The organism is Micromonospora sp. NPDC003197 (genome assembly GCF_053590565.1).
The window spans coordinates 17,352-39,683 of the sequence record NZ_JBSFTE010000042.1; the positions used below are offsets into that span (position 1 = coordinate 17,352).

Genomic DNA, 22,332 nt, shown 5'->3' on the forward strand with positions numbered 1-22,332 from the left:
CCACCCATAGTCCAGATGTAACTGAGAGTTACCTGGGAAGGCGTGATTCATGCCGGTTAGGAGGGGGCCCTTCCTATACCGAAAGCGATAAGAAGGGGCCCTTCCTTACATCCAGGTGGCGGCGTCGAGGACGAGTTGGGGCGCGAAGCCGACGACCACCGCGAGGAGGGTGGCGACCGCGAGAGCCGCGACAACCGCCCAGGCGGGACGGATGGCTGACGTGGACGGGGTGGCCGACGTGGACGGGGTGGCGGGTTCCGTCGGGGATGCGTAGAGAACGGCGGCGACGCGTACGTAGTAGGCGAGGCCGATCACCGCGTTGAGCGCGACCACCACGGCCAGCCAGCCGGCCTGCCCGTCGAGCAGCGAGCGCACCACCGTCACCTTGGCGAAGAGACCGGCCAGCCCGGGTGGCAGCCCGGCCAGCCCAACCAGGGCCAGCACGAACGCCGCCCCCAACCACGGGTGCCGTCGCGCCGCGCCCCGGTAGTCCTCGACTGTCCCGCCGTCGGCCCCAGCCGGCCGCAGCGCGACCACCGCGCCGAAGGCGGCGAACTCCATCACCACGTAGAAGACGGTGTACGCCACGGTCGCCGCCACCGCCGTCGAGAGTGCCTCGTCGGTCCGGCCCCCGGCCAGCGCCAACGCGCCCAGCGGGGCGAGGATGTAGCCGACCTGCGCCACCGACGACCAGGCCAGCAGGCGGATCATCCGGCGTTGCCGCAGCGCCACCAGGTTGCCGACGGTCATGGTCAGTACGGCCAGCGCCGCGAACACCGGCCCGGTGACCTGCGCCGGCAGGGCGACGGCGGTGACCGCGAGCAGGGCGATCACGCCGCCGAGTTTGGAGGCGGTGGAGAGGTATCCGGCCACCGGCACGGGTGCCCCGTCGTAGGTGGCCGGTGCCCAGGCGTGGAACGGCACCGCCGCCACCTTGAAGGCCAACCCCAGTACGACCAGCGCCACGGCAGCGGTGGCCAGCGGTATCTCCAGCAGGCTCGGCGTGTCGGCGAAGACCGTACCGAGCCGCCGCAGGTGGACCGTGCCGGTGACCGCGTACAGCAGGGCCGCACCGAGCAGGGTCACCGCGGTCGCCACGACGCTGACGATGAAGAAGGTGGCGGCGGCTTCGGCGCTGGCCACGCTGTTGCGGCGCAACCCGACCAGCACATACAGCGGCAGGGTCAGTGTCTCCAGGGCCACGATCAGGGTGATCAGGTCGCCGGCCGCGCCGAGCACGACACCGCCGGTCATCGAGCAGGCCAGCAGGAAGCAGTACTCCCCCGCTGGCGTCGGACCGGTCCGCAGGATCGGCACCGACAACGCCAGAACCCCGAGGGTGAGCAGGGCGAATACCGTGGCGACCAGGGCGCTGCGCCCGTTGGCCAGGTAGGAGCAGTCGGCGACGACGCAGAAGGTCTGCCGCGTACCGGCCTGACCGACGAGCACCGCCGCGACGGCGGTGGCGATCGTGCCCGCCGTTGCGGCGGCGATCGTCGCGCCCCGGCGGGCCACCAGCAGGTCGGCCAGGAGCACGAGTACGGCCGTGCCGGCGGCCAGGTACGCCGGCAGCAGCGCGACGTTGTCCACGGCCTGGGTCATCGGACCACCGCCTCCACGAGGGCCTGGACCGGATCACCGGCGATGCCGAGCACCAGCCCCGGCACCAGTCCGATGGCGAGCGCCAACAGCACCAGCGGCCCCCAGGCGGCCAATTCGGCACCGGCAAGCCCCGGGGTCAGTCCAGTAACCGCCGGGGTGGGCTGCCCCTGGGTGACCCGCCGGAGCAGGCGCAGCAGGTACGCGGCGGTGAGTGCCCCGCCGACGGCGGCCAGTACGCCGAGGGTGGTCCACAGCGGCCCGCCTACCTTCAGCGCGGCGACGACGGCGAACGCCTCGCCCCAGAAACCGGCGAGTCCGGGCAGGCCCAGTGACGCGATCGCGGCGAAGGCGAGCAGCCCGGCCAGGCGGGGCGCGCTCTCCCGCAGTCCACCAAGGTCGGCGAGGGTCCCGGTGTGCGCCCGGTCCTTGACCGCCCCGGCGAGGAAGAAGAGCAGACCGGTGATGACGCCGTGCGCGATGTTGCCGATCAGCGCGGCTTCCAGCCCGGTGGCGGTGAGGGTGGCGATGCCGAGCAGCACGAACCCCATGTGCCCGACGCTGGAGTAGGCGATGAGCCGTTTCAGTTCGACCTGGGCCAGGCAGACCAGGGAACCGACGATGATGGCGGCGACGGCAAGTACGCCGAGCACGCCGGCCGCCCAGCGGGCCCCTTCCGGGGTGACCCCGACGGCGATCCGGATCAGGCCGTACGTGCCCATCTTGAGCAGCACTCCGGCGAGGATGACGCTGCCGACGGTGGGGGCCTGGGTGTGCGCGTCGGGCAGCCAACTGTGCAGTGGCCAGAGTGGGCTCTTCACCGCGAAGGCCAACGCGAAGAGGGTGAACGCCACCAGTTGGGTGGTCCGGCTCAACTCGCTGCCGCCGGTGAGTTCGACGATGTCGGCGGTGCCGGCGGCGGTGACCACGACGAAGACGCCGACCAGCAGCAGCACCGAGCCGAAGAGTGTGTAGAGGGCGAACTTGCCGGCCGCGTGCCGTCGCCGCTCGCCGCCCCAGCCGGCGATGACCGCGTACATGGGCAGTAGGACGACCTCGAAGAAGAGGAAGAACAGGATCAGGTCGAGGGCGAGGAAGGTGCCCAGGATGCCGACCTCGATGACCAGCAGCAACGCCACCAGGGTGCGGCCCCGCCCCGGCTCGGGCACGTGCCACAGGGTGTACGCGCAGCAGAGCAGGGTCAGCAGCGTGGTGAGTACGACCAGTGGGTAGGAGATTCCGTCGACACCGAGGTGGAACCGCAGGTCCAGACCGGGTACCCAGGTCAGGTCGACCTCGTGCCAGGGCAACACCGGCCGTGGCCCGGGACGGGTCGGCCCGTAGTCGACCCAGCCCGGTCCGGCGCGGTCGAGATAGAGCGACAGGCTGACCAGGAAGGCCAGCGCCGCGAACGCGGTGCCGACGATCCGGGCCGCCCGGTCACTGCTTCGGGGTACGACGGCGACCAGTAGCGCCCCGAGCGCGGGTAGCGCCACCGTGGCGACCAGCAGCACCTGACCGATGCTCACCCCGGCCCACCTCCCATCGGCACCAACGGAAGCGAACCCGTCGACCGGCTCATCCGGCACCGCCCAAGATGCTCATCCGGCACCGCCCAGCACCACAGCGGCCAGCCCGATCAGCAGCGCACCGGCCAACACGGCGGTGGCCGCCCGGGGCAGCCCGGCCCGATGTCGGGCGGCGAGCCAGCCGCCCAGTCCGGCCGCGCCCCGTCCGGTGCCCTCGACCACCCCGTCCACGACGGTCTCGTCCCCCCAGCGCATCGCCCGGGCCAGCGCCCGCACGGGGCGTACGACGAGGGTGTGCTGCACCTCGTCGAGCCAGAAGGCTCGGGCGAACGCCGGCCGCAGCGGACCCAGCGTGCTGGCCGGGTCGGCGGCCGGGTCACGCCGCCAGCGCCATCCGGCCAGTCCCGCCCCGAGCAGCAGCAACGCCACCGGCAGCAGCAGGAACGCGTTGAGGTGCAGCTCGTCGAGCTGGAGTCCGGAGCGGAACGGCGGCACGAAGACGGCTAGTCCGAGCAGGGCGCTGGGCACCGCGAGCAGCAGCACCGGCCAGCGCATCAGCGGCGGCGGGTCGTGCGGGTGGGCGGCCGGGGACCGGGTGTCGCCGAAGAAGGTGAGCAGTAGCAGGCGGGTGGCGTACCAGGCGGTAACCGCGACCCCGAGCAGGCCGGCGAGCCACACCAGCCAGGCGAGCCAGCTGGGGGTGGGGCCGGTGCCGTGTAGGGCGGCCTGCTCGGCGACGACCAGGATGCCGTCCTTGCTCCAGAACCCGGCCAGCGGCGGTACCCCGGCCAGCGCACCCAGGCCGATCAGGGTGCACCAGAAGGTGACCGGCATGGTGCGTCGCAGGCCGCCCATGGTGGACATCAGGGTGCTGCCGATGGCATGGATGACACAACCGGCGGCGAGGAACAGCAGTGCCTTGAACGCCGCGTGGCTGAGCAGGTGGAACAGGGCGGCGGGCGGCGAGCCGACGGCCAACGCGCCGGCCATGTAGCCGATCTGGGAGACCGTGGACCAGGCCAGTACCCGTTTGATGTCGTCCTGGGCGGTGGCGGCGAACGCGCCGAGCAGCAGGGTGACCACCGCCATCACGCCGAGCACGGTCAGCGCCACCGGGGCCTGTTCGAACAGCGGGTAGACCCGGGTCACCGCGTAGATGCCGGCGGCGACCATGGTGGCGGCGTGGATGAGGGCCGAGACCGGGGTGGGGCCGGCCATCGCGTCGGGCAGCCAGGTGTGCAGCGGGAACTGGGCGCTCTTGCCGGCCACCCCGGCGAGCAGCAGCAGGCAGGCCACGGTCAGCGTGCCGCTGCTGTAGTCGTGGGCCAGCACGTCGGCGATCCGGAAGCTGCCGGCGTTGATGCCGAGCACCGCGATGCCAAGCAGGAAGCCGACGTCGCCGACCCGGGTGACCAGGAACGCCTTCATCGCGGCGGCCGGCGCCTCGGGCAGCCGTCGGTCGTGGGCGATCAGGAGGTACGAGCAGATGCCCATCACCTCCCAGCCGACCAGCAGCATGATCAGGTCGCCGGCCACCACCACCAGCAGCATGGCGGCGGTGAAGAGGCTGATCTGCGCGGCGTACGGGGCGTACCGGTGGTCGACGTCGCCCTGACCGGCGGGTGCGTCCCGACACAGGTAGGAGATCGAGTAGACCTGCACGGCGAGTGCCACGGCGGAGACGGCGACCGCCACCATGGCGGCGACGGCGTCGAGTCGGACCCCGAAGGTGACGGCCAGCCCGCCGAAGTCGATCCAGACGGTGGAGGTCTCCGTCGGCCCGTCCAGGGCAACGAGCAGCGCGATCGAGACGACCAGGGCCACCACCGCGCCGCCGATGCCGAGGCCGGCGGCGGTCCGACGTACGCCGGGTTGGCGTACGCCTCCGCCGGTGGCCGACCGGCTGCGGGGTGCGGCCGGCAGCAGCAGCCCGACGAGAGCGGCAGCGAAGGGTACGGCCGGCAGCAGCGGCCCGAGTACGCCGATGGCGCTCACGATGCCCTCACCTGCTCGTCCCGGTCCGCGGTATCCGCCGGTCCATCATGGACTGCTGGACGGTCGAGGGGTACCTCGTCCACGGCCACGCTGGCTCGCATCCGATAGAGCTGGAGCACGATCGCCAGTCCCACGCCCACCTCGGCGGCGGCGATGACGATGACGAAGAGGGCGAACACCTGCCCGGTGTGGGGGGCCGTCGGCACGCCTGCCGGCGCTGCCAGGGGCAGCGTCGCCGAGGCGGTGACCAGGATCAGGTTGACCGCGTTGAGCATCAGCTCCACGGACATCAGCAGCAGTACGGCGTTACGCCGCCGCAGTACGCCGTAGACGCCCAGCCCGAACAGCAGAGCGGCCACGACGTACGGGATCACCGGTCTCATGGGCGACGGCCGATCTCGGGACGGGACAGCACGATCGCGCCGATCAGGGCGGCCAGCAGCAGGACCGAGAGCACCTCGAACGGCAGTACCCAGGAGCTGAAGATCTCGCCGCCGAGCTGTTCGGCGCTGCCCGGCTCGGCCGGCGGTTCCACCTTGGACCAGCGGTACGCGTCGACGAACAGCACGGCCAGGCCGAGACCGGTTCCCCCGCCGATCAGGGCGGCCGGCCAGCCGGGCCGGTCCAGGTCGTCGGAGGCTCCGATCGGGGCCCGGGTGAGCATCACCGCGAACAACAGCAGTACGACGACCGCGCCCACGTAGATGAGCACCTGCACCCAGGCGACCAGTTCGGCGGTGAGCACCAGGTAGAGCCCGGCCATCGCCCCCAGGCAGACCACCAGGTAGAGGCCGGCGCGGACCAGGTGCTTCGTGGTCACCACCAGTACGCCGGCACCGACTGCCACCGCACCGAGGGCCAACAGGAGCACGTCCGCACCGGTCATTCTGTCGCCCCAGACGCCTCGGGTGGCTCGGCGGACTGGGGCGGCGGAGCGGTTGACGTGGCCGGCGGAGCGGTTGACGTGGCCGGCGGGGCGGTGTCCGCAGCTGGCGGGGCCGGGCGGGCGGGACGCTGTGGTCGTACACCGGGGGTGCTGGCCGGTCGTGTGGCTGGACCTGCGGCCCGGGCGGCCGAACCGGCGGCGCGGGGAGCCGCGCTCGGACCGGCTGCCTTGCGGGCGGCGGCGGTCTCCTCCTTCGCCGGCTCGCCCCGTCGGTCGTGCGCGGGCGGCGGCGGTACGGTCGCCATCCACTCCCCGAGGTGGTCCTTGTCGTGCAGCAGGTCCTTGATGTCGTACTCGGCGTATTCGAACTCGGGGGACCAGTAGAGCGCGTCGAACGGGCAGACCTCGACGCAGATGCCGCAGTACATGCAGAGCGAGAAGTCGATGTCGAAGCGGTCGAGCACGTTGCGTTGGCGGGGGCGGGCCGCGCCCGGCACCACCACCTCTTCCTTGTGCGAATCGATGTAGATACACCAGTCGGGACACTCGCGGGCGCACAGCATGCAGACCGTGCAGTTCTCCGCCAGCAGGCCGATCACCCCGCGCGAGCGGGGTGGCAGCTCAGGGGCGACATCGGGGTACTGCTGGGTGTGCGAGCGGCGGGTCATCGTCTTGAGGGTGACCGCCAGCCCCTTCGCCAGCCCCTCTCCAGGCACGCTCATGCCGAACATCCTGCCCTGTCAGCCCTCTACGCGCGACCACCCCCTGCCAGTCCTCTGGTTGATCAAGAGGTTTGCGTCAGATTTCGACTGTTCTCGTGACGCAAAGCTCTTGATCAACCAGGAAGGGCCACCCGAACGGCGGCGGTGAGCACCAACTGACCCAGCGCCACCGGCACCAGAACCAGCCAGCACAGCCGCTGTAGCTGGTCCTCGCGGAGCCTGGGATAGGTCACCCGGAACCAGATGATCACGAAGGCGACGGCGAACACCTTCAGCAGGGTCCAGAGCCAGCCCAGGTACTCGTCGCCGAACGGGCCCTGCCAACCGCCGAGAAAGAGCACGGTGGTCAACGCGGAGATCACCACGATGCCGACGTACTCGGCGAGCAGGAGGAACGCGAAGCGCAGCCCGGTGTACTCGGTCAGGTAGCCGGCGACCAGCTCGGAGTCGGCGACCGGCATGTCGAACGGCGGACGGCGGATCTCGGCCAGTCCGGCAATGAAGAAGACGATCATCGCCGGGGCCTGCCAGAGCAGCCACCAGGGCTGCCATGCCTCGACGATGCCGGAGAGGTTCAGTGTGCCGGCGGCCATCGCCACGCTGGCCGCCGCCAGCACGAACGGCAGCTCGTAACCGAGCAGCTGCGCGGCCCCGCGCAGGCCACCGAGCAGACTGTATTTGTTGGCCGACGCCCAGGCTGACATCAGCACCGCCACCACGCCCACCCCGACCACGGCGAGCACGAAGAACAGGCCGATGTCCAACGGCTGCCCGACCAGGTCACCCGGCCCGAGCGGAATGACCAGCAGGGCCAGCAGGTACGGCACCAACGCGACCACCGGCGCGAGCCGGAACACCGGCCGGTCCGCCTCCCGGGGCGTGACGTCCTCCTTCTGCACGAACTTCAGTCCGTCGGCGATGAGCTGGGCCCAGCCGTGGAAGCCCCCGGCGTACATCGGGCCGAGCCGGCCCTGCATGTGTGCCATCACCTTGTGTTCGGTCTGTCCTACGACCAGTGGCAGGACCAGGAACGCCGCGACGACACCGACGATCCGGATGGTCAGCTCCAACCAGACCGGCATCAGGCACCGCCCCACTCACCCGGGGCTGGCACGCCCGGCGGCCGCATCGCCTGTCGGCGGCTACCGCCCGCCTCGGACTCGCCCGGTTCCTTGGCCCCCGGCCAGGGTTTGGCCACCCGGGAGGCGAGCACGAACTCCTTGCGCAGCGGGTGCCCCTCGAACTCCGGGGGCAGCAGCAGGGATTTGAGGTCCGGGTGCCCGTCGAAGCCGATGCCGAACATCTCGTACGTCTCCCGCTCGTGCCAGGAGGCACCGGGAAAGACGTCCACCACGGAACGGACCCGGGCGTCGGTCCGGGGAATCCGGGTCCGGATCAGTACCCCGTGCCGTCGGGTGGTCGACCACAGGTGGGCCACCACGGCGAAGCCGTCGGCCAACTCGTCGACGGCGGAGAGCCAGTCGAAGAAGTCGCAGGCCAGTTCGGTGTCGTCCCGGGCGGCCAGCAACGCCGTCCGCCAACTGTCCGGCGGTACGTCGACGGTCGCGCGGGCGTACGCCTGCCCGCCGGACAGTCCGACCGTCACGTCCGTCTCCGCGAGCAGCGATCCCAGCCGTGCTCCGACCTCTTCCGGCGTCATGCCGCCGATCCTATGACCAGGCGGGTACGACCGGGACACCGTCGACCGCCCGGAGAGGGATGACGATGCGAGTCGAGACAGATGACGATGCAAGTCGATGAGTCCTTCAGCCAACCCGATCGACACGAGAACTGTACGGATTCGGACGCGGCGTGCCGCCGAGCGGGGAAGAATCTCCGGTATGCGTGCCTTGACGATCAAACCGGGAACCCCGGACTCGTTGCGTCTTGTCAACGATCATCCGGAGCCGCCCACCGACGAGGGCTCGGTGCTCGTCGAGGCGCTGGCGGTCGGCATCTGCGGCACCGACCACGAGATCATCTCCGGCCAGTACGGCGAGCCGACGCCCGGCTCGCAGAGCCTGGTGATCGGCCACGAGTCGCTGGGACGGGTGATCGAGGACCCCACCGGGACGTTCAACCCCGGTGACCTGGTGGCTGGCATCGTCCGCTACCCGGATCCCGTACCCTGCCCCAACTGTGCGGTCGGCGAGTGGGACATGTGCCGCAACGGGCTCTACACCGAGCACGGCATCAAGGGGTTGCCGGGCTTCGCCCGGGACCGGTGGCGGGTCCCGCCGAAGTTCGCGGTACGACTCGACCCGAGTTTGGCGCAGGTGGGCGTCCTACTCGAACCCACCAGCGTGGTGGCGAAGGCCTGGGCGCACATCGAGCGGATCGGCAACCGGGCGGCGTGGAAGCCGCAGACCGCGCTGGTCACCGGGGCCGGGCCGATCGGTCTGCTGGCCGCCCTGCTCGCCAGCCAACGCGGGCTCACCGTGCACGTCCTGGACCGGGCCACCAGTGGCCCCAAGCCCCAACTCGTCGGAGCGCTGGGGGCGACCTACCACACCGGCAACGTGGCCGACCTGGACTTCGAACCGGACGTCACCCTCGAATGCACGGGTGCACCGGTGGTCGTACTGGGTGTGATGCAAAAGGCGGCGCCAACCGGGATCGTCTGCCTGACTGGCGTCTCCAGTGGCGGCCGAATGATCGATTTGGATGCCGGTGCGTTGAACCGGGAACTGGTCCTGGAAAACAACGTCGTCTTCGGGTCGATCAACGCCAACCGGCAGCATTGGGACATGGCCTCCGAAGCGCTGACTGCCGCCGACCCGCAATGGCTCGGCGCCCTGATCACCCGCCGCCTCCCGGTCTCGGCCTACGCGGAGGCGTATACGCCCAGCGGCGAGGACATCAAGGTCGTACTCGACTTCACCCAGCCCTAAGCCGCTTTTCTGTTAGGAAGGGCCCCTTTACCGGCAGAATCCGATAACAAGGGGCCCTTCCTAACACCTGGACTTTTACCGGATACGGCAATAATTTGCGCCCCTAGAAATTGGCTCGGCGGATATATACACTCCCCGATACCCATCGGGAGGTGTAATGGCCGACCTGCTCATTGGCCCCGCCGAAATACGATTTCCAGACGCCCACCTGGACGCACTCCGTACGCTGCTCAGCCCGGTGCTCGGCGACCACACGGAGGCGTTTCTCGCCGGCGGGCTGGCGGCGCTGCGCGATCCTGAGCCGAGCCGGAACTGGGTGCAGGTCGGCATCGCGCCCGATGGACACCGATGGTCAGTGGTCTACGCCGGACTGGACGAAATCGCTGCCGAACTACTCGACCAGCAGATCGCCACCAACTTCTTCTTCATACACAAGCCGCCGGGGCTGCGAGTACGGTTCGAGGCCGCGCCCGGCCAGCACCAATCGCTGCACGACGCGCTCCACGCCCGGCTGGACCGGCTCCGTCCCCACCTGGACCAGCTGACCCCCGGCATCTACGAGCCGGAGCAACTGCTCTTCGGCGGTCCGACCGCGATGCCGTACGTCCATCGGATCTTCACCGCCGACGCCCGCGCCTGGCTGGGCTACCACCAACTCGCCGCGCCCCCCTCGACCTGGGCATTCTCCCTCGCGCTGGTCCGTCAGCTCCTCAACGGCCTGCGCATCGCCGGCTGGGAGGACCTGGAGGTGTGGGAACGGATCAGGCGACAGGCCCACCGGATGGTCCCCGAGGCCATGGACCCGGAGAAGGTGCGCTCGGTCGGTGGCACCATCCGTGCGTTGTGGGACGAGCCGGACCGGCTCCGTGCCAGCCTGTCCGCGCCCACGGTGGCACTGGTGGACCGGTGGGGCGGCGGGATCCGAACGGTGGCCGAGCAGTGGCACACCGACTACTTCGCGGGGTCGGGGGCGTTGATCGGGGAACGGGAAGCCTTGATCGGGGAACGGGAGGCCGCCGCCTTCGTCACGATCTTCCACTGGAATCGGGGCCGACTCTCGGCCCTCACCCAGGCGCTGGTCGCCGCCGCGCTGGCCGACCGGAGCAACCGACCATGAGCACGCCGACCAGCGGCGCATTCACCACACCAGGCCCGCCGACCACATCAGCTCCGCCCACGACACCAGCCCCGCCAACCACACCAGCCAGCGCCACGTCCACGACGCCAGTCGTGTCCGGCGCGCTCGGCGGCGGGTCGACGCTGCTGCGGCTGGCCGGGCTGCCGCTGGTGACCCTCGCCCAGGGGGGCGACCCGCAGCTCGCCGCCCTAATCACCGAACTGGACCGGGACACGGCCGCCTACCAGGAGCGGGCCAGGCGCGTCGCCGAACAGCTCGGCGACCTACTCGTACCGCATCCTGACCTCAGCCGCGCCCAGCGAGGCACCGCCCTACTGGTTCGGCGGGCACTGCACCGAGGCGACCCGGCCCCGGCCAGCACCACCGAGCTTGCGGGGCTGGCGGTGAAACTCCTGCCCGACTCCGATCTGGCTGAAGCGCTACGCGAGGTGCACACCGCTGCCGACGCGCTACGACAGGCTGGTCACACCGTCGAATGTTCGCTGGCGACTGAGGAGGTACGGCTGCTGGCCCTCCCCTGGCAGCTCCTGCACGATCAGCCCGCTGGCCGGCACGCGCTGCGCAACGGGGACGTGGCGATCTTCGAGGAGGTCGCCGGCCGGGTGGCCCGGGGTGAGCCGTGGACGACCAAGCGAATGCGTCAACGCAGCGAATACCTGTGGCGGATGCTCGCTCGGGGCAGCACCCGGGCGACACCCCGTGGGTGGCTCGCCCACGTCGCCGCGCTACGGGTCACCGATGCCGAGACCACCGGCTGGGCGGCCGGAGAGGTGCTCGTCGTACGCGACCTCGCAGCCACCGAGATCGTCGACAACCTGGACGAGTTCCGCAGCGTACGGTCGACCTCGGCGACACTGCTCGCCGACGACGATGCGACGGTTGCCATCGCCCCACTGGCCTGGCAGGACGCCGGACAGGTGTCGGTCTGGCTGGTCGAAGGCGAGCAGCGCAGAAAACTGGTGGCGATGCGGTTACGCCGCAGCACCGTCCTGGACGCGGTGTGGTCCCGGCTCTCTGGTGGACCCCAACCGGTCGTACGACTTGTCGACGCGCTCGCCGGCAGCGACCCGACCCGGCGGGACGCCCTGCGCCGGTTCCTCGCCCACCTGGTCAAGGTCGGCGCACTGCAACTGGGGGCCGCCCCGCACCCGACATACACCCGGTGGCGGTCGGTGGCCGCGTTCCAGCCACCGGCTGCCACCGAGCTGGCCAGCTCCCAGGCGTACCTCGACGTCTACCGGCAGCCGGCCGGCGACCTGGGCCGAGCGCACGCGCACGAACTCTCCGACCTGATCGGCCAGGCGCTACGGGTGCTGGCGCTGGCCGGCTCGGACCGTCCGGCGACGCCGCCCCCTCTCCCCCGGGCCCTGACCGAGCAGCCGCGCCGGCTGTTGGACGTGGTCGCGGAGTGCGTCGAGGTGGACAACGGCTTCGGCGGCCACGGTGACCACCGGCACGACTGGCCGGCACCCGGGGATCCAGACTCCGGGTACGCCCGGCTCGTCCGGTGGATCGATGCCCAGCTGCCGACCGGTGCCGGCCAGGCCGACGGGGACGGGAACGGGATCGACCTGGATCCGGCGACACTCGACCGGTGCGGCGCACCCGAGCAGCCGCTCGACTGGCCGATGGACGTCCTGCTACGTCCCATCGCCGGCCGCGCAAAGCCGATGACTGTCCCGACCGGACACACCAGCCGCACATCCGGCCGCTCCCCACACGACAGCCGGGCGTCCGGCCGCTTCGGGGCGGTGGCGCTGCTGGCGGACCTCGCCCCGGCCGGGGTGCTGGACGCCCGATTCCTTCCTGCACTGCGGCAGCTGGGCACCGAACTGCCCCACGCCGAGGCGTACCAGCGGTTCCTGAGCCGGCTCGGCGACCTCACCGATGTGCCCTTCGTCGAACTTCTCGTTCCGTCGATGTCCACGATGGCCGCCAACGCCGTACGTCGCCCCGGCTACACCCGGTTCTGGACCGGCGACCCGGATCTGACCGGCTACTTCCCGGACGGGGCGCGACGGCCGACGACCTACCTGCCGTTGTCTGCCATCACGTTGCGCGCCAACGGAGGACAGGTGATCGCCGAGGCGGACGGACGGCGGATCTGGCCGATCACGCATACCGCGCGGGTGCCCCGGCCGCCGTGGGACATCCTCCGGGCCCTGCTCCTGCATGCCTCGCCGCAGACCGACCGGCGTACCTGGCGGCCCCTGACCTACTCGCTGCCCACCTGGCCGGACCGGGACTACCTACCCAGGATCACCGTGGGCGGCGGCCGGCTGGTGCTGACCCCGGCGCAGTGGCGGATCAGTCGGGCCGAGCTGGGACGCGTCGACGATCCGCTGGTCGACCGGATGCGGGCGCTGGTACGACTACGCCGCCGACTCGGCCTGCCCCGCTGGGTCACGGTCGTGACCGATCCGCACGACGAGCCGACCACCGTCGACCTGGAGAGCGTACGGGCCCCCCGGGTGGTGGACCGGCTCCCGGCCGGGCACCCGGCGCTGCTCGTCAGCGAACTGCTGCCAGCACCGGACCAGTTGCCCGTGTACGACGAGGCGACACCGGCCGGTGGTCGCAGCTTGGCTGAGCTGATCTTCCGGGTGCCCTTCGACACCACTGCCGACGCGGCGGCCGGCCTGGTCGCCGCACGGATCCACCGACCTCCCGGCCCTTCGCCGGAGGCTCCGCCGGACCGACCGGTATCGGCGGAGAACCCACCGCCCAACCAGAGGATGGTGCCCCATGGACCAGTTCGGATCCGCTGAGCTGCGGCTCGACGATGTGGACAGCCTGATCGCCGAGTTGGAGGTCGACTTCCAGGAGCTGCGGGAGTTGGCCCCGGAGGCGGCCAACGGGCTGACGAACAACAGCTGCTGCGGAATGGGTAGCTGCCACACCTTCTGATGCCCCGGTTCCGGTGCGTCGTCTTCCCAACGCGCACCGGAACCTCCCATCGCGAAAGGTCCGCCGTGCGCTCTACTGTCGACCCCATCGGGTACGCGCTGGCCGGCCGTACCCTCACCGCCGCCGCCCAGCAGACGGCTGCCACCCGGCAGGTCGCTGCCCGGGCCAACTGGGGTGTTCCCCTGCTGGCCCGGCTGGTGACCACGGTCGAGTCGACTCCGGCTGCCGACATCGACCCGCCGACCGTTATCGACCCGACGATCGAGGCGACCGCCCGGAGATCCGTGCTGACCTGGGTGGCTCAACGTCGGGGCGGGGTGGTGGCAGCGGCCCGGTTGTACGGGGACGGGCTCGCCAGCCTCGTCGTCGGGCTGGGGCACGCCTGCGCCGTGGAGCCTCGACTGCGTACCGTGGCGCAGCTGTCCCGGGATCGGCTCGTCGCCTGGTGCCGACGCGAGCCCCGCCGCGACGGTCCGCTGGCCGTGGACTACGACCTGGTCAACGGGGTCGCCGGCGCGGTGCTCGCGTTGACGGCCAGCCCGGATCCCCAGCCCGAGCACCTGCGGCCGGGGCTGCGCTACCTACTGCTCCTCTGTACCGGACCCGAGCTGACCGGGCTACGACACGGTGCCCGGGAGCCCGACCCGCTACTGCGCTGGAACGTCGGTCAACTCAACCACGGCCTGGCCCATGGCGTACCGGGGATCCTTGCCGCCCTGGTCGCCGCGCATCCCGTGGTTTCCGGAGCCGAGCGGGAGGAGGTGACCGCAGCCATCGCTCGGCTCGCCGAATATCTCTGCCGGTCGGCGATCCGCGACGGGCGCGGGGTGCTCACCTGGCGACGGGGCAGCGACGAGACGGCCGCCACCACCGATCCCCGCCGGCAGGCCTGGTGCTACGGCGCGCCCGGCGTAGCGTGGCAGCTGGCCGAGGCCGCCCGGGTGCTGGACGCTCCGACCACCGCCGAGGTCGCCCGGTCCAGCATGGCCTCGCTCTGCGCCGCCTGGGACGACGACTACTACCTACGTGCCGAGTCGGCCGACGCGCAGCTCAGCCTCTGTCACGGCGCACCAGGGGTGTACGCGGTGGCTCGCGCCTTTGCCGATCACGACGGGCTGGCGGTCGCTGGCACCCTGGCCGAGCATCTACGGGACCGCATAGTCGAACGGTTGCCCCGCTGGTACGACTCGACCCGCGCCGGGGCGACCATGCTCGACGGCACCGCCGGCACCCTGGCCGTGCTGCTCGCGGACGGGCCGACCAGCCGAGGCTGGCTCTCCCCACTGGCGTTGCGCTGAACGCACAGGCGGACAGGTGGCACTGCTCAGGCGGACAGGTAGCGCTGACCGATCAGGCGGACGGGTTGGTGGCGGGCGGCCGGACCAGGGGCGCGGTCAGTGACTCGACGGTACGCGCTTCGGCCGGCTGGTCCGCTGGAGAGGCGAGCGGATCCGGCCGGGGCACCCCACCGATCCCGGACTGCTCGGCGGCAATCTTCTCCTGGAGCCGCAGAATGCCGTGTAGCAGCGCCTCGGGGCGGGGCGGGCAGCCTGGGACGTAGACGTCGACCGGGATGATCTGGTCGACGCCCTTGGTCACCGAGTACGAGTCCCAGTACGGGCCGCCGCAGTTGGAGCAGGCACCGAACGAGATGACGTACTTCGGCTCGGGCATCTGGTCGTAGAGCCGCTTGATGGCCGGGGCCATCTTGTCGGTGACCGTGCCGGAGACCACCATCAGATCGGCCTGGCGTGGCCCGTGGGCGAACGGGATCACTCCCAGTCGAATGAAGTCGTGCCGGCCCATGCTGGCGGCGATGAACTCGATCGCGCAACAGGCGAGCCCGAAGTTGAAGACCCACAGCGAGTAGCGCCGACCCCAGTTGAGCACGAACCGGATCGGCTCTCCCAACACTCCCGGCAGCTGCACGGTCGTCCCCCTTCGGTCTGCCAACCGACAGTGAATCACAGCCGCAGCGGGCCGAAGTCGTGCAACCGTGCCTGATATCGACATGTGTTGCCGGCATTCCCGAGCAGTCGGCAGTGCAGTTGTCCGCCTATACCGGCGACCTCGGTCAGGCGCGGGGCCTGGCGCAGGCCCGGGACCGGGGGCCTGACCTGACCCAGGAGGACGACATCGCCCCCTTCCAGTTCCGCTGAGTTCGTACGACACAGTTGCTGGCCATGCCCGGACCGAGGGCACGGCCAGCAACGCATCCGCCGGTAATCAGGTCAGCAGTCCGAGCATCTGGTCGATCTGTGCGGTACGCGACAGGTCGATCCGCCGGGCCAACTCCCGGGACTGTTGATGTACCCCGAGCCGGATCTCGGTACGGGCCAACTCCACGGCCCCGTGCTGGTGTCCGATCATCAGGTTGAGGAACGCCTTGTCGAATTCGGCTCCGCTGAGCTGCCGCAGGGCCGCGATCTCCTCGGGACCGGTGGCTGGCATACCACCATGGTCGGCGTGCGCGTGTGCGTTCGGATCCGCCGAGGTCGGTCGACCCCAGCCGCGTAGCCAGCCCTGCATCGTGTCCCGTTCGGCGGACTGGGTAACGTCGATGGCAGCGGCCAGGGTCTTCAGGTCGGGGCGCTGGGCCCGGCTCGCGGCGAGCCGTACCAGCTCGATTCCCTGCTCGTGATGGATGACCATCATCTGGAGAAACATCACGTCGGCGGCGTTGAACTCCCCGGTGGCCGAGACGACGGCGGTCGGGGCGGGCGATGCTTCCGGTGGGGCTCCGGTCGACGGGGTGAGTGCAGGGGCACTGCCACAGCCGGCGAGCAGCAGGAGGCTCACGGCGACCAGGCTACGACGGTAACGGGTCATGTCATGGATCTCCGGCGTCTCGTCGTCGGGCGCGAGGCGGCCCTGTCGGAGAGGGTGTGGGTCCGCGCCTGGGGGCCGGTCGACTCGTACGGTGCCAGAGACCGGACGCGGACCCGCTTTTGCTGGTCAGACCTGCTGCCACAGGGCCGGTACGTTCGGCGGTTCCCAGCCGGGGATGGCGGTGTGCGCCTGCCGGCAGCGGAAGGTGGCGCCACCATAGGTGACGACGCCGCCTATCTGGTAGGCGGTGCCGGCGGTCCAGGTGCCGCCGGTCGGTGGCGGGGTGGTCGGCGAGGTGGTGGGGTTGGTCGTGGGCGTGGCGGTGGGGGTCGGGTTCGGTCCGCCCCCGCCGATCTGTAGGTCGATGCAGGCGTAGAAGGCGTTCGCCGTGTCGGCGATGTTCCAGATGGCCAGGATCTTCTGCCGGCCGGTGTAGCCGCCGAGGTTCACCTGGTGGGTGACGGTGGCTCCAGGTTGGCGACCGCCGTCGTCGAACAGGGCGATCCGCTGGCTGCCGATGTAGTACTCCCAGGTGCTGGTGGCGTGCCGTGCGGTCAGCACCCAGCTGAACGTGGTGGAGCCACTGCCCACCGAGGTGGCAGGCCAGCCCTTGCTTTCGTCGTCCAGTTGGGCGAACCGGCTGTTGCCACCGCTGCAGCTACGCAGCCCCTTGGGGCCTTCGACGCTGTGCGGCTCCCACTGGATCTCGCCGCAGTTCGTCACCCGGCCCTGCGCGCAGAGCGCCTGCCGGCTGGGCGGGGATGACACGTACCCGTGGGCCTGCGCGGGCGAGGCCACCACCAGGGCGCCGCCAAGAACAGCGGCAACGGTCAGGAGGGAGAAGACGAGCGGTCTTCGCATGACGGAACTCCTTACTCGACATGGATCGGCAAGTTGCCCCCAAGTTAAAGTAAGGGTTCTTAACAGTAAATACCTACAGACAAACAATCATCGATGAACTGGAAAGTTGGCAGGCCCGCCGGTCATGGTCGGTCATGGCCGGTCGTCACGGCCCATCGGCAGCCTCGGCGGGGTGCCAGGCGTAGCGGGACATGTCGACCCGTTCACCCCGGAACACGACGCCCTCCGCCATCAGACGGGCCCGAGCCTCCCGCTCATGTCCGGGTGGCAGCCGGCCGGCAGAGTTGACCACCCGGTGCCAGGGCACCCCGCCGCCGTACCGAGCCATGATCGAACCGACCAGTCGAGACGACGTACGACCAGACCGCTCCGCCAGATGGTCGGCGATCGCCCCGTACGAGGCGACCCGCCCCGGGGGAATCGCCTCGACACAGGCGAGCACCGCTTCGACGTACTCCTCCGGGGTCACCGGACTCTCCCGCCCAAATCGATCAAGCCCAGGTCGGGCGCTGCAACAGACTGAAGAACTCGACCAACAGCCGCTCCCGCAACGCCGGTGGGGCGGCGTCGAGCAGCGTGTTCACCGTCGCCATCCGCTCCGGCGTGGGCCCAGCAGCCGCGCCGAGACCCGACCCGACGGCCGCATCAAGACCCGCCCCAGCGGCCGCGCCGAGACCGATCCCACCGGCCAACCCGGCAACCAACTCGGGGGTGAGCGCGTCCGGGGTGAGCGTGGCCGCCAACGCGCGCAACTCATCGGGCAGCCGTACCGGACCGAGCCTGCGCGCGTCCGCGGCCGCAGCGGCCAGGTCCGGCCCGAACTCCGCCACCCGGGGCGCCACCGAGGCGGTCACCGTCAGGTGGATGCTGGCCGGCAGATCGGCGTACGCCAACTGGGGCTGGGTGTGCCAGCCCCGGGCGGTCAGCTCGTCGGCGAGGACGAAGAGGTCCAACTCGGCATCCACGCTGGTGAAGCAGACCACTGTGGACTCCGGTTCGGCCAGCAACCGCAGGCCCGGCACGCCGCGTACCGCGTCGGCGAGTCCGCGTACCGCGCCGAGGGTCTGCTCGGCGAGCCGCAGATAGCCCTCGTCACCGAGGTGCCGCAGGGTGGCGTAGGCGGCGGCGACCGGGCCGCCCGAGCGGGTCGAGGCGATCCCCGGGTTGATCATCGTGTAGCCCGGCCAGTCGGCCGAAGCGAAGTACTGCGGCCGACGCAGCCCGGCGTCCCGGTGCAGCAGCACCGACACACCCTTCGGAACGTAGGCGTACTTGTGCAGGTCCACCGAGATCGAGGTGACCCCGGGCACGGAAAAGTCGAACGCTGGCCCGTCGACCCCGAGTCGGCGCAGGTAGGGCAGGGTCCAGCCGCCGAAGCAGGCGTCCACGTGACAGCGCACCCCGGCCGCCGCCGCGACCGCCGCGATCTGGCCGACCGGATCCACCACCCCATGGGCGTACGACGGTGCGGAGCACGCCACCAGCACGGTCTCCGGCCCGATCGCCGCCGCGACGTCGGCCACCTCCGGACGCAACGTCTCGGGCGACACCGGCACCAGATCGAGCGCCACCCCCAGGTAGTGTCCCGCCTTCGCGAAAGCGGCATGCGCCGTCGCCGGGGCGACCAGCCGGGGCCGGGTCACCTCCGGTCGGGCGTCCCGGGCCGCCTTGACGGCCAGGATCAGTGACTCCGTACCGCCGCTGGTGACACTGCCCACCACCTCCGGTGCGGCACTGTCCGGCCCCCCACCGAGCACCCGGGCCGCCGCCCCGACCAGGGCGTTCTCCATTGCCAGCAGCGACGGGAAGGCCGTCGGGTCAAGCCCGTTGACGTGCGCCGAGAGCGCGTACGCCGACATCGCCAGATCGTCCAGCCCGGCCACCGCCGGGTCGTACACGTAGGCGAAGAGCCGCCCGCCGTGGGTCGGTCGGTCCGCGGCGCGCAGCCCGCGGATCTCGGCCAGCACCTGTTCCACCGGTACGCCCCGCGCGGGCAACGCCTCGACCATGGCGGTCACCGTACCGTCGCCCCGATCGGACATCATTCGCCGACCCGCTCAGCTTTGCCACGCTCGGCGCTGACCTCCCGCTCGGCGCGATCGCCAACGTCCACCCGGGCGGCGCTGACCTCCCGCTCGGCGCGATCGCCAACGTCCACCCGGACGGCGCTGACCTCCCGCTCGGTGGCGGTGCGTTCCGCCTCGGCGAGCCGCTCGGCGGTGAGGTCGTAGCCGCGCAGCAGCAGCACCGCGACGCCGACCAACACGGCGGGCAGCACGGTGAAGCCGAGCAGCACCCCCAGCCGGGCCGAGTCGGACTGCGCGGCCGCTGCTCCGGTGTCCGACGAGGCGTATCCGGAGATCTGGAGAACCAGCCCGTAGATCCCCGGACCGAGGGCCAGGCCGAAGGTCTCCCCCGCCGTCCACAGGCCGGTGAAGACGCCTGCCTGCTGCCGGCCGGTACGCGCCGCGTCGTAGGCGATGCAGTCCGGCAGCATGGCCAGCGCGAACACCTGCTGCCCGGCGTAACCGCAGCCGATGGCGGCGACCAGCGCGTAGACCGCGACCGGCGGCAGCATCGGCGCGGTGACCAGGGCCAGCGCCCCCACCGCGAAGATCGCGGAGGCCCAGCAGAAGGCCGGTAGCTTGCCGAGCTTGGCACCCACCCGGCTCCAGACCGGCATCACCAACAGGGCCGGCCCGACGAAACAGGCGAAGAGAATGGTCGGGCCGGCGGCGGATCCACCCAAAACATGGTCGGCGAAGTAGTTGACCCCGGCGAGGATGGTGGCGATCCCCGCCGACTGGACGACGAAGCAGACCAGCAGCACCCGGAACGGTCGGTTACGGGCCGCGACCGCGAGCTGCGCCCGGAAACTCGCCCCATCCGACTCGTCTCGGCCCGCAGCCGTCCCCTCCCGGTCGGCAGCCGTCCCGTCCCGGCTGGTCGGCACCTCGCCACCGGCGGCGGATCGAGCGGATCGAGTTGCCGTGCCGAGGAACGAGCCGAGTGCCCCAACCACGATCAGTGCGGCCACGAACAGCCCCATCCAGCGGTAGCCAGGAATCCCCTCGCCACCAGCGGTGACCACGGCCGGGGCGAGCGCGCCGGAAACCAGGATGGCCAGCGCCAGCACCGCGATCCGCCAGGTCATCAACCGGGTGCGCTCCTGGTAGCCGGCGGTCAGTTCGGCCGGCATCGCCACGTACGGCACCTGGAAGAAGGCGAACGCGGTCGCGGTGGCCAGGAAGGCGAACGCGACGTACGCCCCGGCCCCCGGGCCGGTGCCGAACGGCGCGGCGAAGATGGCCGCGAAGAGCACCGCCAGGGCAAGCCCGGCCCCCAGCAGGTACGGCCGGCGGGCACCCCAGCGGGACCGGGTCCGGTCGGAGATCCGCCCGGCGATCGGGTTCACCAGCACGTCCCACGCCTTCGGGCCGAGCACCAGCAGGGCAGCCACCCCGGCCGCGACGCCCATGGTGTCGGTCAGGTACGGCAGCAGCAGCAACCCGGGCACGGTGCCGAACGCCCCGGTGACCAGCGAACCGGCGGCGTAGCCGAGGTGCACCCGACGCGGCAGAACGTCGTCCCGGACGGGCAGCGACACAGTCATGAACCTGAGTTTCATCCATGTTTTACGGCTCCGGCATCCCCCGAAGATCCCCCGTCAACGGCGACGGCGAGCGCCACGATGTGGGAGGTGCGCGTCCCGGACCGGCCCCGACCACGCAGAATGGGCGGGTGCGGGAAGAAGTCATGGCAGCCCAGCGGATCGTGGTCAAGGTTGGCTCGTCGTCCCTGACCACCGCCGAAGGAGGGCTGGACACCGCACGGGTGGACGCCCTCACCGGCGTACTCGGTGGCCTGGTGGCCGACGGCCGGGAGGTCGTACTGGTCTCCTCCGGGGCGATCGCCGCCGGGCTGGCCCCGCTCGGCTTGCGCCGTCGCCCCCGGGATTTGGCCACCCAGCAGGCCGCCGCCAGCGTCGGGCAGGGGCTGCTGATCGGCCACTACGCCGCCAGCTTCGCCCGACAGGGGCACAACGTCGGGCAGGTACTGCTCACCGTCGACGATGTCACCCGGCGGGCGCACTACCGCAACGCGTACCGGACGTTGCGCAAACTGCTCGATCTGCGGACCGTACCGATCGTCAACGAGAACGACACGGTAGCCACCGACGAGATCCGGTTCGGCGACAACGACCGGCTCGCCGCGCTGGTCGCCGCCCTGGTCCACGCCGACCTGCTGGTGCTCCTCTCCGACGTGGATGCCCTCTACACCGGCGATCCGGCCCGGCCCGGCACCAGCCGGATCGCGGACGTCCACGACGCCGCCGACCTCGCCGGGGTGACCATCGGTCGGGCCGGCAAGGCGGGGGTCGGCACCGGCGGCATGGTCACCAAGGTCGAGGCGGCCCGGATCGCCACCGGCTTCGGTATCCCGGTGGTGCTGACCGCCGCGCCGCTGGCCGCTGAGGCACTCGGCGGCCAGCCGGTGGGCACCTTCTTCCACCGGGTACGACAGCGGCCGGCGGCTCGGCTCTTCTGGCTGGCGCACGCCACCTCGCCCCGGGGGCGGCTGCACCTGGACCCAGGGGCGGTGCAGGCGGTGGTGGACCGACGCAAGTCGCTACTGCCCGCCGGGATCACCGCCGTGGATGGTGCCTTCACCGCCGGCGACCCGGTCGACCTGGTGGACACTACGGGCGCGCCGGTGGCCCGAGGGCTGGTCAACTACGACGCGGTGGAACTGCCCGGCCTGCTCGGCCGCTCTACCGGTGAACTCGCCGCCGCCCTCGGCCCCGCCTACGAACGTGAGGTCGTCCACCGCGACGACCTCGTCCTGCTGTAAGGAAGGGCCCCTTCTTATCGGTTTTTGTATAAGAGGGACCGTCAGTAGGTGTTATTTGAGGCGGCGGGTGGTGGGGCGGGTGTTCCAGCGGTAGTGGGTACGGGCTTGCCGGATGAGGGCACGC

At 70.9% G+C, this 22,332-nt stretch carries 19 protein-coding genes and 1 pseudogene; 6 read left to right on the forward strand and 14 right to left on the reverse strand.

What is annotated here, in order from left to right; translation table 11 throughout:
- Positions 1 to 105: 105 nt before the first annotated feature.
- The 8 genes from ACWDV4_RS29570 to ACWDV4_RS29605 all read right to left on the reverse strand — a co-directional run bounded on the left by ACWDV4_RS29570 (position 106) and on the right by ACWDV4_RS29605 (position 8,391).
- Entirely contained in the window at positions 106 to 1,602 is a 1,497-nt protein-coding gene (locus tag ACWDV4_RS29570; RefSeq protein WP_449985463.1) for an NADH-quinone oxidoreductase subunit N, read from the reverse strand.
- Positions 1,599 to 3,128: a complex I subunit 4 family protein gene (locus ACWDV4_RS29575; RefSeq protein WP_449985465.1), complete on the reverse strand. Its 1,530-nt coding sequence runs from the start codon at positions 3,126 to 3,128 to the stop codon at positions 1,599 to 1,601. The genes ACWDV4_RS29570 and ACWDV4_RS29575 overlap by 4 nt, the downstream gene beginning before the upstream one ends.
- A gap of 72 nt (positions 3,129 to 3,200) precedes the next feature.
- Positions 3,201 to 5,123, reverse strand: coding sequence for an NADH-quinone oxidoreductase subunit 5 family protein (locus tag ACWDV4_RS29580; protein WP_449985469.1), 1,923 nt, complete (start codon positions 5,121 to 5,123; stop codon positions 3,201 to 3,203).
- Entirely contained in the window at positions 5,120 to 5,506 is a 387-nt protein-coding gene (nuoK, locus tag ACWDV4_RS29585) for an NADH-quinone oxidoreductase subunit NuoK (RefSeq protein WP_449985472.1), read from the reverse strand. The genes ACWDV4_RS29580 and nuoK overlap by 4 nt, the downstream gene beginning before the upstream one ends.
- Entirely contained in the window at positions 5,503 to 6,009 is a 507-nt protein-coding gene (locus ACWDV4_RS29590) for an NADH-quinone oxidoreductase subunit J family protein (RefSeq protein ID WP_449985474.1), read from the reverse strand. The genes nuoK and ACWDV4_RS29590 overlap by 4 nt, the downstream gene beginning before the upstream one ends.
- Complete coding sequence (locus ACWDV4_RS29595; RefSeq protein WP_449985476.1) at positions 6,006 to 6,731, reverse strand: NuoI/complex I 23 kDa subunit family protein; 726 nt, start codon at positions 6,729 to 6,731, stop codon at positions 6,006 to 6,008. The genes ACWDV4_RS29590 and ACWDV4_RS29595 overlap by 4 nt, the downstream gene beginning before the upstream one ends.
- A gap of 113 nt (positions 6,732 to 6,844) precedes the next feature.
- A complete protein-coding gene (nuoH, locus tag ACWDV4_RS29600; protein ID WP_449985478.1) occupies positions 6,845 to 7,813 on the reverse strand; it encodes an NADH-quinone oxidoreductase subunit NuoH in 969 nt (322 codons plus the stop codon).
- Positions 7,813 to 8,391 carry an NADH-quinone oxidoreductase subunit C gene (locus tag ACWDV4_RS29605; protein ID WP_449985480.1) on the reverse strand — a complete coding sequence of 193 codons (579 nt, stop codon included), beginning with the start codon at positions 8,389 to 8,391 and terminating at the stop codon, positions 7,813 to 7,815. The genes nuoH and ACWDV4_RS29605 overlap by 1 nt, the downstream gene beginning before the upstream one ends.
- A gap of 181 nt (positions 8,392 to 8,572) precedes the next feature.
- Between ACWDV4_RS29605 and ACWDV4_RS29610 the strand changes: the two genes are divergently transcribed.
- From ACWDV4_RS29610 to ACWDV4_RS29630, 5 genes are all read left to right on the forward strand, one after another.
- Positions 8,573 to 9,622 (forward strand): glucose 1-dehydrogenase, encoded by a 1,050-nt coding sequence (locus ACWDV4_RS29610; protein ID WP_449985483.1) that lies wholly within the window; start codon positions 8,573 to 8,575, stop codon positions 9,620 to 9,622.
- A gap of 157 nt (positions 9,623 to 9,779) precedes the next feature.
- Positions 9,780 to 10,739 (forward strand): thiopeptide-type bacteriocin biosynthesis protein, encoded by a 960-nt coding sequence (locus ACWDV4_RS29615; protein ID WP_449985486.1) that lies wholly within the window; start codon positions 9,780 to 9,782, stop codon positions 10,737 to 10,739.
- On the forward strand, positions 10,736 to 13,528 hold the full coding sequence (locus tag ACWDV4_RS29620) for a lantibiotic dehydratase (RefSeq protein ID WP_449985489.1): 2,793 nt from the start codon (positions 10,736 to 10,738) through the stop codon (positions 13,526 to 13,528). Before ACWDV4_RS29615 ends, ACWDV4_RS29620 begins: the two co-directional genes overlap by 4 nt.
- Complete coding sequence (locus tag ACWDV4_RS29625; protein ID WP_449985492.1) at positions 13,506 to 13,667, forward strand: hypothetical protein; 162 nt, start codon at positions 13,506 to 13,508, stop codon at positions 13,665 to 13,667. The genes ACWDV4_RS29620 and ACWDV4_RS29625 overlap by 23 nt, the downstream gene beginning before the upstream one ends.
- Positions 13,668 to 13,732: 65 nt before the next feature.
- Positions 13,733 to 14,965, forward strand: a complete 1,233-nt coding sequence (locus ACWDV4_RS29630) for a lanthionine synthetase LanC family protein (RefSeq protein ID WP_449985494.1) — start codon at positions 13,733 to 13,735, stop codon at positions 14,963 to 14,965.
- 52 nt (positions 14,966 to 15,017) lie between these two features.
- Here ACWDV4_RS29630 and ACWDV4_RS29635 read toward each other — a convergent pair whose 3' ends face one another.
- The 6 genes and pseudogenes from ACWDV4_RS29635 to ACWDV4_RS29660 form a co-directional block, all read right to left on the reverse strand.
- Positions 15,018 to 15,596 (reverse strand): NADH-quinone oxidoreductase subunit B, encoded by a 579-nt coding sequence (locus tag ACWDV4_RS29635; RefSeq protein ID WP_449985495.1) that lies wholly within the window; start codon positions 15,594 to 15,596, stop codon positions 15,018 to 15,020.
- A gap of 297 nt (positions 15,597 to 15,893) precedes the next feature.
- A complete protein-coding gene (locus ACWDV4_RS29640; protein ID WP_449985498.1) occupies positions 15,894 to 16,496 on the reverse strand; it encodes a DUF305 domain-containing protein in 603 nt (200 codons plus the stop codon).
- Between the two features lie 126 nt (positions 16,497 to 16,622).
- On the reverse strand, positions 16,623 to 17,357 hold the full coding sequence (locus tag ACWDV4_RS29645) for a lytic polysaccharide monooxygenase (RefSeq protein ID WP_449985500.1): 735 nt from the start codon (positions 17,355 to 17,357) through the stop codon (positions 16,623 to 16,625).
- Between the two features lie 145 nt (positions 17,358 to 17,502).
- Positions 17,503 to 17,826: an MGMT family protein gene (locus ACWDV4_RS29650; RefSeq protein ID WP_449985503.1), complete on the reverse strand. Its 324-nt coding sequence runs from the start codon at positions 17,824 to 17,826 to the stop codon at positions 17,503 to 17,505.
- Between the two features lie 22 nt (positions 17,827 to 17,848).
- Positions 17,849 to 19,366: a pyridoxal phosphate-dependent decarboxylase family protein gene (locus ACWDV4_RS29655; protein WP_449985508.1), complete on the reverse strand. Its 1,518-nt coding sequence runs from the start codon at positions 19,364 to 19,366 to the stop codon at positions 17,849 to 17,851.
- A 164-nt stretch (positions 19,367 to 19,530) separates the two neighbouring features.
- Positions 19,531 to 20,970: pseudogene (locus ACWDV4_RS29660) on the reverse strand (MFS transporter); the annotation flags it as partial.
- A gap of 128 nt (positions 20,971 to 21,098) precedes the next feature.
- Here ACWDV4_RS29660 and proB point away from each other — a divergent pair.
- A complete protein-coding gene (proB, locus tag ACWDV4_RS29665; protein ID WP_449985506.1) occupies positions 21,099 to 22,208 on the forward strand; it encodes a glutamate 5-kinase in 1,110 nt (369 codons plus the stop codon).
- Positions 22,209 to 22,332 lie beyond the last annotated feature (124 nt).